This is a genomic window from Coleofasciculus sp. G1-WW12-02, from assembly GCF_040219735.1.
In the GTDB taxonomy this organism is placed as follows: Bacteria; Cyanobacteriota; Cyanobacteriia; order Cyanobacteriales; family Coleofasciculaceae; genus Coleofasciculus.
This window is the reverse complement of record NZ_JAVJRX010000029.1, coordinates 22,004-36,800: the sequence shown is the minus strand read 5'-3', so window position 1 is coordinate 36,800 and position 14,797 is coordinate 22,004. Positions and strand designations below refer to the sequence as shown.

Annotated in this window: 14 protein-coding genes; 4 read left to right on the top strand and 10 right to left on the bottom strand. The window is 44.1% G+C overall.

Translation table 11 applies throughout. From position 1 onward, the window contains the following. Positions 1-125 precede the first annotated feature (125 nt). Positions 126-413: a hypothetical protein gene (locus tag RID09_RS03875; RefSeq protein ID WP_446334634.1), complete on the bottom strand. Its 288-nt coding sequence runs from the start codon at positions 411-413 to the stop codon at positions 126-128. A gap of 90 nt (positions 414-503) precedes the next feature. Here RID09_RS03875 and RID09_RS03870 point away from each other — a divergent pair, with 90 nt between their 5' ends. Beyond that, complete coding sequence (locus RID09_RS03870; RefSeq protein WP_446334633.1) at positions 504-2,801, top strand: GumC family protein; 2,298 nt, start codon at positions 504-506, stop codon at positions 2,799-2,801. Between the two features lie 244 nt (positions 2,802-3,045). Here RID09_RS03870 and RID09_RS03865 read toward each other — a convergent pair whose 3' ends face one another. The 3 genes from RID09_RS03865 to RID09_RS03855 form a co-directional block, all read right to left on the bottom strand. Then, entirely contained in the window at positions 3,046-3,729 is a 684-nt protein-coding gene (locus RID09_RS03865) for a Crp/Fnr family transcriptional regulator (protein ID WP_446334632.1), read from the bottom strand. Between the two features lie 30 nt (positions 3,730-3,759). Further along, positions 3,760-4,356 (bottom strand): SH3 domain-containing protein, encoded by a 597-nt coding sequence (locus RID09_RS03860; RefSeq protein ID WP_446334631.1) that lies wholly within the window; start codon positions 4,354-4,356, stop codon positions 3,760-3,762. Between the two features lie 276 nt (positions 4,357-4,632). After that, positions 4,633-5,196 (bottom strand): hypothetical protein, encoded by a 564-nt coding sequence (locus tag RID09_RS03855; protein WP_446334630.1) that lies wholly within the window; start codon positions 5,194-5,196, stop codon positions 4,633-4,635. A gap of 388 nt (positions 5,197-5,584) precedes the next feature. Here RID09_RS03855 and RID09_RS03850 point away from each other — a divergent pair, with 388 nt between their 5' ends. Further along, the gene (locus RID09_RS03850) at positions 5,585-6,433 is read left to right on the top strand and encodes a universal stress protein (RefSeq protein WP_446334629.1); all 849 of its coding nucleotides are present in this window, start codon (positions 5,585-5,587) and stop codon (positions 6,431-6,433) included. 183 nt (positions 6,434-6,616) lie between these two features. Here the strand turns inward: RID09_RS03850 and psbM are convergent, their stop codons facing one another. The 3 genes from psbM to RID09_RS03835 form a co-directional block, all read right to left on the bottom strand. Next, positions 6,617-6,733, bottom strand: coding sequence for a photosystem II reaction center protein PsbM (psbM, locus tag RID09_RS03845; RefSeq protein ID WP_446334628.1), 117 nt, complete (start codon positions 6,731-6,733; stop codon positions 6,617-6,619). Between the two features lie 156 nt (positions 6,734-6,889). Next, on the bottom strand, positions 6,890-7,186 hold the full coding sequence (locus tag RID09_RS03840; RefSeq protein WP_446334627.1) for a 2Fe-2S iron-sulfur cluster-binding protein: 297 nt from the start codon (positions 7,184-7,186) through the stop codon (positions 6,890-6,892). A gap of 228 nt (positions 7,187-7,414) precedes the next feature. Continuing rightward, positions 7,415-8,878 (bottom strand): DASH family cryptochrome, encoded by a 1,464-nt coding sequence (locus tag RID09_RS03835; protein WP_446334626.1) that lies wholly within the window; start codon positions 8,876-8,878, stop codon positions 7,415-7,417. 21 nt (positions 8,879-8,899) lie between these two features. On the opposite strand from RID09_RS03835, the gene RID09_RS03830 reads away from it, so the two are divergent. After that, positions 8,900-9,415: a hypothetical protein gene (locus RID09_RS03830; protein ID WP_446334625.1), complete on the top strand. Its 516-nt coding sequence runs from the start codon at positions 8,900-8,902 to the stop codon at positions 9,413-9,415. Further along, entirely contained in the window at positions 9,355-10,602 is a 1,248-nt protein-coding gene (locus RID09_RS03825) for a hypothetical protein (RefSeq protein ID WP_446334624.1), read from the top strand. The genes RID09_RS03830 and RID09_RS03825 overlap by 61 nt, the downstream gene beginning before the upstream one ends. 308 nt (positions 10,603-10,910) lie before the next feature. On the opposite strand, the gene RID09_RS03820 is transcribed toward RID09_RS03825, so the two are convergent. From RID09_RS03820 to RID09_RS03810, 3 genes are all read right to left on the bottom strand, one after another. Then, positions 10,911-11,129 (bottom strand): hypothetical protein, encoded by a 219-nt coding sequence (locus tag RID09_RS03820; RefSeq protein ID WP_446334623.1) that lies wholly within the window; start codon positions 11,127-11,129, stop codon positions 10,911-10,913. Between the two features lie 27 nt (positions 11,130-11,156). After that, positions 11,157-13,478 (bottom strand): linolenate 9R-lipoxygenase, encoded by a 2,322-nt coding sequence (locus RID09_RS03815; protein WP_446334622.1) that lies wholly within the window; start codon positions 13,476-13,478, stop codon positions 11,157-11,159. 299 nt (positions 13,479-13,777) lie between these two features. Further along, positions 13,778-14,773, bottom strand: coding sequence for a beta-ketoacyl-ACP synthase 3 (locus RID09_RS03810; protein WP_446334621.1), 996 nt, complete (start codon positions 14,771-14,773; stop codon positions 13,778-13,780). Positions 14,774-14,797: the final 24 nt, after the last annotated feature.

Below are 14,797 nucleotides of genomic sequence, written 5' to 3'. Positions count from 1 at the left end.
CAAAGTCTTATTTACCCCAAAATCAACATATATATATATTAGGTGTTAAAATTATAAAACAAAAATGAATAATTTAGCCTGAATCTAGATTTCGTTCAGAATTAATAGCTTATCATTGATCTAATTTAGGTGATCGCGCTCCGTTCCGCATCACCACATCTTGATAAAAATTTCCAGTACTCTGGGATAGATTTGAGCGATTTGTCGGCATCGAACTCCCCCTCTACCGCAGCGGTTAATGAGATGAGCCAGCCAAACGTGCCTGCACCCTGACCTTTGTAAGGATGATCCTGATTCAGCGCACTAGCGCTGTATTTGTAGGTAGTCATCATGACCAGCGTACACCAGAACCCTGAAAAAAGTTGTTCTACTCCTGTCGCCAGGAGTTTAATTAGCTTTTCAATCAGGTTCAACCGTCGTGCATCCCCACCTCCTCTAGGACAAGGGATCTAATCGCTAACTCAAGTAAGTCAGTGTTAGAAACACCAACGTTTAACTGAATTATGGGTTCAAATGGAGAGTATCAGTCGTTATTATCCCATCATAATGGACACCTACCGCCAGAATTGTCCAGCCTCTCCCTGTATGAGTTAGCCGACACCGAGGACGACAAGCTGGATTTGCGTCAGATTCTGGCGGTAGCGCGGCGACGGGCATTGGTTATCGCTGGCGTGGCGATCGCGGTGACATCGGGAATTGTCACCAAAGTATTGCAGCAGACGCCCAACTACGAAGGCAAGTTTCAGTTATTAGTTGGGTCAGTTTCCGGTGAAAATCAGTTAGAACAGATTAATGAATCGCTGAATCAATCGGCTGGGGTTCAAACTAACAATGTAGACTACGAAACACAGATTCAGGTGCTGTGGAGTCCTCAAGTGATGGCTCCGATTGTCGAACAAATTCAGTCTCGCTATCCCGATATTGACTATAATAAGCTTCGCCAAAAATTAGCAATTAATCAGTTACAAGAAACTAAAATTTTAGAGGTACGCTATCAAGATTCTGATCCGGAAAAAATTCAGTTTATTTTAGAGCAAATTGCTCAAGGGTATGTGAACTACTCGCTCTCTGAACAGCAGACGAGTACGCGACAGGGGATTGAGTTTGTCGAAGAACAACTGCCGAAACTTCAGGAGCGGGTGGATACACTTCAGCAAAAGCTACAACGATTTCGCCAAAATTATACTTTAGTTGAGCCTGATAGTCAGGGTCAACTATTGAGCAGTCGAGTTAGCGCGATTGTCCAAGAACGTCAAAACACCCAAACTAAATTGGATGAAGCCCGCACCTTGGCGCTGCAACTTCAAAGTCAGTTAGGAGAATTAGGACTATCCCCAGAACAAGCAATCGCGGCTTCTGCCCTCTCAGAAGCCCCCCGTTATCAGCAGTTGCTGAATCAGTTGACGGAAATTGAAAGTCAAATTGCGAGCGAGTCGGCGCGGTTTACTGAAGAGAGTCCAACTATTCAGGCGCTGCGGGAGAAGCAACAAAATTTACTTCCCCTGCTGAGTCAGGAAGCGAGAACCGTCTTGGGGACAAACACCGCCGCCGTACCAGAAAATCCGGCATCTCTGGCATCACCAAGTTCCCTGCGTTCGACACTGACTCAGCAACTTGTAGAGACGACAAACCAAATTAATATGTTAGAAGTGCGCTCAGGTGCGATCGCGAAAGCTGAACAGTTGATGAGTCAGCAGCTCAAGCAGTTGGCAGTCATTGCCCGCCAGTATACGGATTTACAACGGGAGTTGAAAGTCGCAACTGAGAGTTTAAACCGCTTTTTGGCAGTGCGAGAGACACTACAAATTGAAGCGGCGCAAAAGACATTACCTTGGCAACTTATTGCCGAACCTCAACAGCCGCAAGTGCCAATCTCACCCAACATCCCGCACGGTATAGCGTTAGGGGCAGTGGCTGGATTGTTAGCAGGTGCTGGGGCGGGGTTTTTAGCCGAAAAGTTGGATAAGGTGTTTCACTCAGCTGAGGAGTTAAAGGAAAAGACAGGGTTAGCGGTTTTGGGCACAATTCCTTTTCATAAGCCTCTGAAGAAACAGAGTAAACCCACTAAAACAGCTAGGCAACCGGAAACTTCGTTGTTGCCATCTCCTCTGAATAAATCCGCTTATCGCTATCACGCTTCTCCATTTTTAGAGGCATTTCGTTCGCTTCAAGCTAATCTTCAGTTTATTAGTCCCGATGTGCCGATTCGTTCGGTGGTGATTAGTTCGGCGGTTCCGGCTGATGGCAAATCCACAACAGCGACATTTATGGCACAAGCCGCCGCTGCGATGGGAAAACGGGTATTATTAGTGGATGCGGATTTGCGGCGTCCCCAAGTGCATGTGATGACGGATTTACCCAATGTGTGGGGATTAAGTCATGTTATTTCCAGTGACATTAATGTAAAAGATGTGATTCAGCCATCGTCGTTGGAGGAGAATCTGTTTGTGTTAACTGCTGGACAAATTCCACCTGATCCAACTCGACTCCTCTGTTCTCAGAAGATGCAGCATTTAGTTGAGTCGTTTCAAGAAATGTTTGATTTAGTTATTTTTGATACACCACCGATGTTAGGTTTAGCTGATGGGCGGTTATTGGCAGCGCATACGGATGGAATTGTTCTGGTGGTGGGATTGGGGAGAACAGATCGGACAGTACTGACGCAGGTGTTATCTGGATTGAGAACCTCTCATGCCCGAGTATTGGGAATGGTGGCGAATAGAGTGAAGAGTTATACTACAAGTTCTTATGATTATTATCATCGCTATTACCGTGAAGTTCCCCAGGAAACGACGGTGTAGAAAGGGAGTAGGGGACGTTTTTACCCTTCACCACCTTCGAGGGAACTAAACCCTTTTATACCCTTGCACCGCTAAGCTGTCATGCATTTAAATTGGGAATGGGTAGCGAGCAAGATGCTCGCACTACAAGGATTTCGCCATTGTTGACATTAATGTTTAAATGCCGAACAGCTTATCAGAGAAAATGTACTATGGCTTCCCCTGCTTCCCCTGCTTCCCCACTCACCAATCCAGACGCGATCCGTTATCGTTCGGATAAAATCTTTAACCCTTCTGGATTTAATAACCGAATCCTAGACCCATTTATCGAAATTAATTCTTCCTGGCTCAACTTGGCAAACACCCGTGATAAGGTTTCAGGAATTGTGCCTAATAAGGATGCTAGTTGAGTCTTGGTAATATCTAATTCGACTTGCTCTAAATGCTCAGTACTTTCGCTTAAATAGAGCAAATAAGCCGCCAATCGCCCCGGAACTTCCTTTAACGATAAATCTTCAATTAATCGGGCAAAGCGTCGCAAATGTCGCGCAAAAATGGCTAACATATTAATCGCTATCTTTGGCTGTTGAGCCAGCAAGGCTAAAAAAGTGGTGCGCTCAAAAAATAATAATTCTGTTTTCTCTAAAGCCGTAGCCGATGCAGGAAAGCATTCACCATCAAAGGCGGGTACTTCGGCAAAATGTTCTCCCACCCCAAAAAATTCTAATATCTGTTCTTTCCCTTCTGCCGATAGCTTAAATACTTTCACTCTACCGGATTTCACCACAAAGAATCCGCTACCCTCCTCCCCTTCGACAAAAATAACCTCTCCTTTATGATAGGATTTAGCGATCGCAATGGTCGCGATCGCGTCTAAGTGCTCATCCGGCAAACCTCGCCAGAGTTGAGTATTGGCGAGAAAGTCCCGCAGTTGAGAGGGTTGACTCACAGTACAAAACCTGCTACTTAGCTTAAAAGGTTACTGATAACAGTAGCCTAGACTTGCCGAATTCACATAGCCATCTATGGGTCTTTCAATGGGCACCCAGCCATCGTACCCTTCGTTGGCAATATAAACCGTCTGATTTTTTTCTAGGGTGCCAATTACTTCGCCATTCGGTTCCGATCGCACCGATAGATTTGGCGAAACCACCTGACGGCAGTTGCTACCGGGTACAGTGGAAATCTGCCCACTTCCTGAGGTAGTCGGCGTTGTTTGGGTAACAGGTTGGGATGGGGGTACTGCACCCGTACAATAGGTTAAATATCTCGCCGCAATATAACCATCCTCAGGGGCGTCAATCTGCACCCATCCATTTTCAGGTTCACCGATAATATTAACGGTTTGTTCATCTTCCAAAGTCCCAATAACTTGCCCATCCGGCTGTCGTCGTATATTCAGGCTTGTATTAACATCCACCTCTCGGCAATCAGTCATTTGGGCAACCTGATAGTCATCAGAACGCTGTACAGATGGTGGTTGATTCGCACTGGCAACCTTGGGAAAAATGGTCAGTGCCAGCGAATAGATTGTCGTAAATCCTAGGAGTTGCCAAGTCTTTTTCGGATATTTCATTTTAGCTACTTTATCCTTTAATACTTCTATACAACTCCTAATTGTCTATAAAGTGAAAGTAACTTCATCTATCTCAAGTTGAATATAAAGATAAATCATCCGGTTGATCTTGGCGAGTTCAAACAACAAGTCGTCGAACTCTACAATCAAAGACATGACACTTACGACGCTAGCGACTTTGTTTTAAGCATATATTTTGTCTATCGTCCGTTTTTGTATTTAGTCCTGTAGGGGCGCAAGGCTTGCGCCCAGGAATTCCGCAAAGCTTGCACCCAGTTATGATGCAGTCGCAGAAATTTGCTCAATAATATCAGCCAAGCGATCGCGTACCTGAAGCATCGCATCCGCTATTTCTTGATCAAGAAGGCTAGGATTGTCCCGGAGTGTGAGAATCTGTTGTTTAAGCTGTTGCAGTTGTTCTAACTGCCCTTGCTCTACATCCTCACCGTTAATCGCGGCTTCGAGTTGAGAGAATTGCTCCTCATTTTGCATCAACGACTCAATCTGTTCCCGTTGGGCAAGCAGTTGCGCGATCGTACTATAGTACGCTTGAATCACCCGCACCCGGGCATAAGACTGATTGGCTTCTTCTTGTTGTCCTAAAGTCGATAATACGCGAGAACGCCCATACCAAGGAATCACGTCATCCGGATGCAGTTCAATGGCTTGATCACAAGCATTGAGAGATGTCTCACCTTGGAGTTCCAGGCAGTTTTGTACCAAAGCATTAAACGTATCAGTTCCAGTGGAGAGGGTTTCAGCCGCCGTCACTGGGGGCATATAGAGTCCTAGCACTAAAGCCACTGTAATGGTTACCTGCCAGAGTCTTGAAAGGTTCATGGAGATTTCTTTTCGATGAATACTATAGACTGTTCTACCTTAACGAATGTGAGCAATGTGTAGAAACCTAGCCTACTACGTCTGGAATCCCCCTGCACGCCTAAGAAAGGGCGGGTTTACATAAGTTAAGGGTTGTCTCCAGAACGTTATTGGTAAAACCCGCCCCTACAACCCTGCACCCCCCAGTCGTTGACAAATTGTCAAATTTTGAAATCCCGATCCCCAGTATCCTTATTTTTAGAAGGAGCAAATCAGATAACCCTGAGGACTGATGCCTTGTCAGGGAAACAACTACTACTTCCGGGGCTTGCGGAATTTACCCCAATATGGGTCTGCCTCTCCTGGAATGGCGAAAGTCTCATCTTAACCACTTAAAACGATTCAAACCATGATTGAAAAAATTTTGCTTGCTGTTGCCGGTCGGGGATTATGTGAAGAAATGTTTAATATGTTGACCGAAATCCCGATCATGCAACAAGCATCGGTTACGGTTCTCCATGTAGTCACACCCCAAGTTAGTGCTGAAGCCATGTCAGCCAAACTGGAAGAGGGCGGTAAGATTTTGGCAGACGCGGTTAAGTCTCTCAAAATCGATCCCAATAAAATCACGCCCCGGCTCAAACAGGGAGATCCCAAAGACGTAGTGCTACAAGTGGCGCAGGAAGAGCAATCTGACCTGATCATTATGGGTTCCAGAGGACTCAAACGGCTGGAATCTATCCTGGAAAACTCTGTCAGCCAATATGTCTTCCAATTGTCCTCCCGTCCCATGTTATTGGTGAAAGACGAGATCTACGTCAAACGGATTAAGCGAGTCATGGTGGCGATGAATAAATCGGAGAGTGCTAAACAAAGCTTAGATTTGGCGCTATCTTTGATTCGGGATGTCAAAGGCGGTCAACTCTATTTGGTTCACGTCAACCCCGACAAAAAAACGCCATCGGGTGAACCGATAACCACTCCTGAAACCGATCCCGTTTTGGCATCGGCTGCAGCGGAAGCGAAAAAGCAAGGCGTTGCCTATAAATGTATCAATAGTCAAGGTCAGGCGGGACGAGAGATTTGCCGCTTAGCCGATGAAATGAATGTGGATTTATTGATCTTGGGTTCTCCTGAACGCCGTCCCACTATTGCTATGTCTCTCCCTGATTTAGACCGATTGCTGGGGACTTCCCTGTCGGACTATGTACGGGTGTATGCGAATTGTCCTGTGCTATTAGCCCGCACACCGGATTGAGTAAAATGGCACGCTCCGTAAGGTTGGTGGGCAATGCCCACCCTACTCACTACTCACTGTCGGACTATGTGCGGGTGTATGGGAATTGTCCCCTGTTGTTAGCCCGCACAGCAGATTGAGTGTCAGCTCCCCGACTTCTTCAAGAAGTCGGGGATTTCATGGGCGGAAGGTAGACAGCTAAGGCTAAGGATTTTTATTACTTTCTCGGCTAGCTGTCTGGATATACAGAATCAACAAAAAAACGGTGGGAACCAGCACAAACAGAAGACTGGCAACGAACCCTAAATCATTAACTTGCATTGAACTAGTGCCTCTACAATTGGTTTTGAACCGCTCTTCTTAGAATATCATTGGCTTCTGCCAATCGTGCAGCTTGACTCCAAATACTAATCAGCTACAGTCTCCCCCTGCTCGCCATAGTGCCATGGAACGTCTAGAACATTGCTTCCCGCAGCTTCAGGGCTTAGTTTTCACGCTGACTGGTCCATTGACCAAGGCTTGGCAGGCTAATCGGTAACTCTCCGGTTTTTTCTTTAGTTTACGCTGTTCTACCTCAGTTCGAGGTGAGAGATTTTCCATCCCTTCGACAACCTCAACAATGCAGGTACCACATTGACCATAGCCTCCACAGTTCATCAACTTCCCTTTGAAGGTATACAGGTCAATCTTGTTTTGCAGGGCTTTCTCACGTAAGTTTGCCCCATCTGCTGCAATGACTTCCTGGTCTTCCTTGACAAATTTAATATTAGCCATCTAGTTCTCCGCTACATCACTCCTGATATATCCTAGAAGAATTTGCACTCAGGATACTTAATCCTCTGATTCACATCGACAACAACTGACTTTCTTCTAGGCTAACGAATTATCAAGATAGTCGTAGGGTACAACGGTGTAGGGATGCAGGGGACGTCAGTTATGATGATTTTTGATATACAGACGGCGATATCCAACACTTGCCCTCTTCCCCAATCGGCAATGTTATCAACGGCTCAATGCGGCGTTGTAAACTTTCTCGTTTGCTTTAACCGACTGCATTAAGTCCACAACTGGATTAGGATAATCTACGCCAATTCTTACCCCAAACTGTTTTTGCTCGGCTGAGGTTAATGTCCAAGGTTGGTGTACTTTAGCGGCGGGTAAGGAATCCAGTTCGGGTAGCCAATGTTTGACATAGTAACCTTGGGGGTCATAATCTTTCGACTGTTTTTGAATATTGAAATAACGAAACCCACGAGCATCATTACCAACTCCCGCCGTATAATTCCAGTTACCCCAATTGCTACAAACATCGTAGTCAATCAGCACCGATTCAAACCACTCAGCACCGATTTGCCAGTTGATTCCTAAGTTTTTGGTGAGAAAACTTGCAACATTTTGTCGTCCCCGATTGGACATAAATCCAGTTGCAGCAAGTTCCCGCATATTGGCATCAACTAAGGGAAAGCCTGTCTTTCCTTGCTGCCAAAGGGTAAAGCGCTCCCAGTCTTCTTTCCAGGGAATGGGTACACCTTGTAAGCCAGATTTGCGAAAGATTCGGTTCCCATGTTTAGCACAAATAAATCGGAAAAAGTCTCGCCAAATTAACTCAAATACTAACCAGTAGGTTGAATCATTTTTGACTCGTTCCTGTTCATAGTGCTGAACCTGTTCATAAATAAAACGTGGTGATAAGCACCCCAATGCCAGCCAGGGCGAAAATTTAGAGGAGTAATCTGCCCCCAACATACCATTGCGGGTTTGTTTGTAAACTTTGAGACAGTCTTTTTTCCAGAAATAGTCTTTTAGTCTGGCTAATCCGGCGGTTTCTCCACCTTTGAATTGTAATACTGCCCGTTTGTCAACTATAGGGGGTTCTAGTCCAAAATTAGCGAGTTGGGGTAATTTTCCAACATCTACAGAGGGGAGAGATGGTAAATGTTTAGGAGTGGGAAAGGGGGGATAAATTGTGGATTTTTTCTCCACCTGCTTGCGAAAGTTGGTAAAAAGTTCGGGAATTTTTGAGAGACTGAACGGTAAGTCGTCGGGATGGTAGAGAGTACTTCCCCAGAACGTTTGTACAGTTATACCAATCTCAGATAAGGCTTTTTTGAGTGCAGATTCTACCGCCACTTCTTCAGCGGTAACTTCTTGGTGAAAATAAACCGCAGTAATACCGAGTTGTTTTGCCAAAGCGGGAATTACTATCTCTGGTAAACCCCGGCGCACCAGTAAATCACTCCCACGCGATCGCAAACTCTCTCGCAAATCGGCTACACTTTCCAGTAGGAATTGGGCGCGAAATGCCCCAGTTTTGAGGAATCCAAAGGATGTGGTGTTAAAGTGGCGATTGTCAAAGCAGTAGAGGGGAACGATTTGCGCCTTTGTCTGAAGCGCCTGGTGTAGGGGTTCGTGATCATGTAGGCGCAAGTCATTGCGATACCAGAGGAGAATTAGTTTTTCACTCACAGCAGTTGATGGAACGTGTAATTGTCCTTTGTTCAGATTACCCGAAATTTAACTCTGGCTGTGTTGTCACCCTATCAGGAGAATTGGGATAGTCGCGATCGCACCGTTCGTAGTTGGCACTTTAGTGCCAGTGCAGCAAATACTATCTTTCCCGTACCGGAGAATGAGGAAGAAGCTTATACTCTGAGGTTTGCACTCAAGTCGATAAACCCTGATTATATCCTGATTCCAAGAGAAGGAATTCCATCATACGTGTCGCAAGTTTTAAAACAATCAACAGGTTTACTACTCTCTATTTATTCTCCAGAAGTTCAAAGGCATATTCAAGGAGCTCGATATGACTTTCTCCGCTTGCGTGATGGAACAGTTTCTCATATCGGTTTAATCCTTCAACACTTATACCCCGGTGGCTTAAATGACAGCAATATTCGTCTAGTAGACTCTGATGGTACTTTCAACTTAGAAATTGCCTTACAATGTGGAATTACTACTCAGTTTTATCAAAATTACCTCGTACAACACTTAATCTTTTCCTAGATGATGGTCATGACATTGGGATACCAACATCTTTTTGGAATTATCAATGGTTTGTTCGACAAAACAAAATATTTTTGCCCAGGGATGCCTTTTTATCAGATCTTGAGCATCATGCTTCCCTAATCGTAGAGTTGATGCCATCCATCAGAGCATTATTCGTGAAAACTCCGCTTAATCGTAAAGATGCAAGTGTTTTGTTCAGTAATCTAAAAAATGCCTTTGCCACAGCAGGTAAAGAAATTTATTTCAAAGTGTCTTATCAAGATTTTCGTTTTGATTGGCTTCAAGGTTCACGTACCTATGAAGGAACTATCAATTTCACGCGATTAGTTAATCCTGACAGTTCTGTTCGGTTTGCTCCACCTGTACCTTTTGGACATGACAATACAAATTTTACTTTTGGTTACGATGCGGAAATTAGGTTTGTTTCCGGTAAAAAATTCTCACTTCCGGCGACACGAGTAGCATCAAAGTTGCTGACAAATGAATTATGGCGAATTGAGCGTGCGGAGAATAAGCAAGATGATTGGGGAGAGGCATGGTTAAGAGACTATTTAGCTGTACGGGCAGAGACTAAGGGTATTACTGGAACAGGATTAGCAGGGAAAGAATGCTGTTTTTTCGTTCATCCCGACGATGTTGTAATTTCCCGACACCTTAAACAGGCTGGTTTTGAGGTTAAACCAAACAAGCATACTCGCTATGTTCAAGGATGTATTCAGCGATTCGGCGGATTTGACAAAGTAATACGTTTGATTGATAAACAAGGAGCAGACATTCTTTCGGCTTTAGTTACTCATCGGGCAGAACAAGGTGGTTTATATAGGGACAATATTAAATCGTTTCTTACGAAACAACGCCGATTGAATCAAAAAGATGCTGACCAAATTATTAAGCAAAAACTTCCTCTGTTATTAGAAAATGGACTGGTACGTCGGGGTTACTCTCTCTGTTGTCCGACTTGTAACCTGACTGATTGGTATTCAACCGCGTCCAAGTTGAAACCTGGAGTTTTGGCACTCCTTGAAGTTAACCTAAAAGTTAAAAGAGAAGTCCCTACCGTGCAGATGTACTATACCGAGGCTAAAGCCTTATGCTGTATCCATTTGAGCGCTCACACCCTTAACAATCGTACCCATTTAGCTCCTGTAAGAATAGTGCGAGCGCTCGTGTTTGAAAAAATGTGACGAAACAAGTTTATTTGACCCCTGTCTTGCCTCCCATAGGCAAGTTTTGGGCACCATCTGGAATTGTGCGATCGCGTCAAACTCTGATACCGCCATTGTGTGCCAATCACAGGGGCAAGTAAAGATTTCACCCCTTCAACCTCAAAAAAAATGATAAGCTCTCGTGCATTTAAACTTCATATTATTCAGTTATAGCGCTGCGCTAGGCGTTTAGTTACACTTTGAAGGTACGAACATCTCGTCTGGACTCGGCTTCAGGTACGGGAGTTGTAAATAGACCCCTAGCGACCTGCTATAGGAAACAAAGGCTAAGGAGAAATCCGTAGTTTTTCCTGCTCAGGTTGAAGATGAGTTGTTACCCATAAGCGCTCACAAATAGCTTGGGGAAATGCATTGATTTGTTGTTCAAACCAGACGACCTGTTTGATCAATGCCGCTTTGCTGTCATAGCAATTGTGATAAGTTACATCTTCACGTAACCATTGCCATAAATGGTCTGTTACTAGGTTAACCTCAAGGAGTGCCAAAACTCCAGGTTTCAACTTGGACGCGGTTTAAATATTAATACTCATCATAAGATCCTTTAATGGAAGTCCGGGTTCCAATACTGATAATTTTTCCCGAATGAGCTGTTTGAGTAAATCCGATCCGTATACTACAACTGGGTTGTATCGAATTGATGAAAGCACCCATGTTAAAGACCGTTGAGAGAAGCGTATCTTGTCCTGCATCTGTTGGTCATATTGACTATAATCGCCCATTGCTACATGATTAGGATTTCCAGCATCATCATATTGTTTAAAGTTAGCCCATGAGTGCAGGAAGCTTGAATGGTAGATAATGTACATCAACAGACTTTTAAGCTCTGATGAATCGTAGTTGGGTGATTGGTCTCCGGAGTAAAGACTTCGTTGTTTTAATTCAGCAAAAAGTTCGTCAATCTGAGTTGCATTTGCTTCAGTGCAAAGTTCATCTTTAAATGGTTGTACTAAACCTTTCTCAACATAATCTTTAAGCAGTTCCCAATAGGCTGTTGCTGCAGGTGTAAAAAGGTCTCCGGGAATATCACGTGGCAAATCAGCGATTGGATTCCACATATAACTTAGTTTACTTAACTCATTTTTAATTACATCAACAATAGAACCCTGCGTTAGCATGGAGGCGATAGGAATGAAACCTGTAGAACCGATAATCTTTGGAACAGATGATGAGTTGATAAACATCAGCCCTTCAAGATGAGGATCAATAAACGCCCGCACAGGATGAGTGGGTGCGAGTCTTCTCTTGATAGCCATAACGTATTGTTCAATATTAAAGTGACAACGGGCTAAATGAAGTTTCAGTTCTTGTGAAACAAATTCGGCCTCCAGGTAGACATGCTTAGCATGTTGCCATTGTTTTTGGCACGGTGTAATTTCATTGTCATCTATTTTAATCGAATGCAACTTGATACCATTTTGTTTATCAACAACAAGCCGACATTGAACAAAATCAGGAAAGTGCAAACCTGGCTTGATGTCATATTTTGCTAGATTGTGAGTAAGCTCATGTGTCCAGCCTTCTTGACCAGAGGATTCGCGAATCGCACCTGGATTGTACCCATTGAGCCGACGTTCCAAAAAGTAGCTGTCAGGAATATCGCTGGGTTCAATACTGCCAACCGCCAAATCCAAAGCCGTAGTAGGCATGGCTGAAACAAGTGCTTCAATCTTATCGTGGTCACCATCTGAAGGGTATAATTTATCTGTAAGAAAATTATATTTTTCTAATAGGAAAAGGAATCTTTTTGAAGGTATTTCAGTCACCGGGAGAGGGAAATAAACTGGTTTTCCAGGCAAATCATCCTTACTTCCATACAAATACTGAGTGCGTTCAGCACGAACAATGGAGCCGAAATAATGAACTAATGCACCAGACACTCCCAGTGATGCAAAATCATCTACACTATATGAATCGGGAAGTCTTAAATCAAAGTGAGTATTGCCTGGATTGTAGGCAATTTCTTGAAAATGATCATTTTCAGATTCATCTTGATCAAGCACTATGGCTGCTATATCGAGCCAAGGATAGGTATTTGGATCCCATGGGTTACTGCAATCTAATGCCTTTTCCTCAATTGATCTGAATTGGGCTTGCAAGACGTACTCCACTATGGCTCCGCCAGTCAATCGTTGGCGAAACTCATTTCTCAGGTAATTTTTTTCGCGAGTATCGCCCCGTTCTCTGGGTAATACCAGTCTAGGACCTATTTCAACATTTTCATCTAATAAACCGCCTTCCGTGCTTTGATTGGGATTTAAAAGGCGAAAGCGGGCATAACGGGATTTCTTTTTGGAATCCACCCATTCAAAACAAAGCTGTGTGTGATAGTACAATTCAGTAAACGAATCTGGATTGCGCAAGGCTGCTTCCACTCCATACCTTCTTAAACTGCCACTGGCAAGCATGTCACTTTTTTGATGAAAATCTGAACCAAAAAATTGATGATATAATCGGGCTGTTGGAAGTCCGAAAACTTCACCGGTATTGAGTACAAGATCCAGTAGTCCGGGCTTACTTAGGTCATCACCTATATTTCCAATTCTAATAGCTGAACCACGACCGTTTATAAGAGCGTCATCTTTTGCACCACCCACAATATTTGCATGACGAAAAATGACATCATATTTTTTACCCGGTGTGAATAGCGAATGAGAGGGGACATCACTACTATACAGTACTGTTAAGTTTCCCTTGACTATAATTCCGTCAGTATGCGTTCCACGGCCTCTTACTGCAAGACCTGCAGCAGAGAACATGGCTTGCAATTCAAGCATGATTTTTTGAGATTCCGAATCCAATCTACTTAATAACTTCAAGTGAGTATTTAAATCCATAATTTAATCCCCCAATAGGTTAGTTTTGTCCAATACGGTGCAAAATAAACTCAACCACTATGCGCTGAAAGTCCTATTACCTCATTCGAGAATTATATTTCCAGTATTCCTGTTCGATAGTTTTCGATGATTCTCTAGATATTCATGGACTAATTAATTAATAACATATCCTGTTGGCCAACCGCCATAACCTTATCTTTTCTATACATTTAAAAAAACGGGCATGGTTCATTTCGTGGGATTTTAGGTAACACTTGCATGGCAAAATGAGCCATCAGCCGACGATGAGTGGGATCTTATCATCCCCATTGAAAAATAGCTGCTCCCCAAGTTAATCCCGCACCAAAACCGGAACTGGCAATAATATCACCGGGTTGAATTTTTCCCGATCGCACGGCTTCATCGAGCATTAAGGGAATCGACGCGGCGGATGTGTTCCCATACTGACTCAGATTACTCAAAACCTTATGGCTGGGAATCTTCAACCGTTGAGCAACTGCATCCAGAATCCGTTGATTGGCTTGGTGAAGTAGCAGCCAGTCTACATCCTCTGCGGTAAGATTCGCCTGAAATAGCGCTTTTTCAATCACTTCTGGCACTTTTTGTACGGCAAATCGATAGACTTCTTTGCCGTTCATGGTAATCGACGCAAAATTTCCTTGACCGACTTCGATGTCCTTGACAAGTTGCTGGGTTTGTGGTTTGTAAGCTAACTGTAAGCATTTATTCTGAGTGCCATCACTGCGAATCTGGAATCCTAATAAGCGATCGCGCTCATTTGCCTGTAACACCACAGCCCCCGCGCCATCACCAAATAATACACAGGTGCCGCGATCGGACCAATCCAGCCAGCGCGACAACATATCCGCACCAATTAATAAAATATTTTGATAAACTCCAGTCCGGATAAACTGGGCGGCGGTTACTAAACCAAACACGAAGCCAGAACAAGCCGCCGTGAGGTCAAAGGCAACAGCATTAGAGGCGCCGAGTAACGCCTGAATTTGACTCGCCGTACCAAACAGATCATCAGGTGTAGACGTTGCCAGAATAATGAGCTGTAACGCTTCAGGCTCAATTCCCGCCATCGCGATCGCCCGCTTTGCCGCTTGGGCTGCTAACCCACTCAAACTGGCTTGAGCGTCAGCTAGACACCGTTGACGAATTCCTGTGCGCGTGGCAATCCACTCATCTGATGTCTCAACTATCTGGCTGAGTTGATGGTTCTCCAAAATAACATCGGGTGTCGCCGAACCACTCCCGGTAATCGCAATCCCTGTGCCTAGTTGATTCAAAATGATTCTCCATCAAAGAAACCG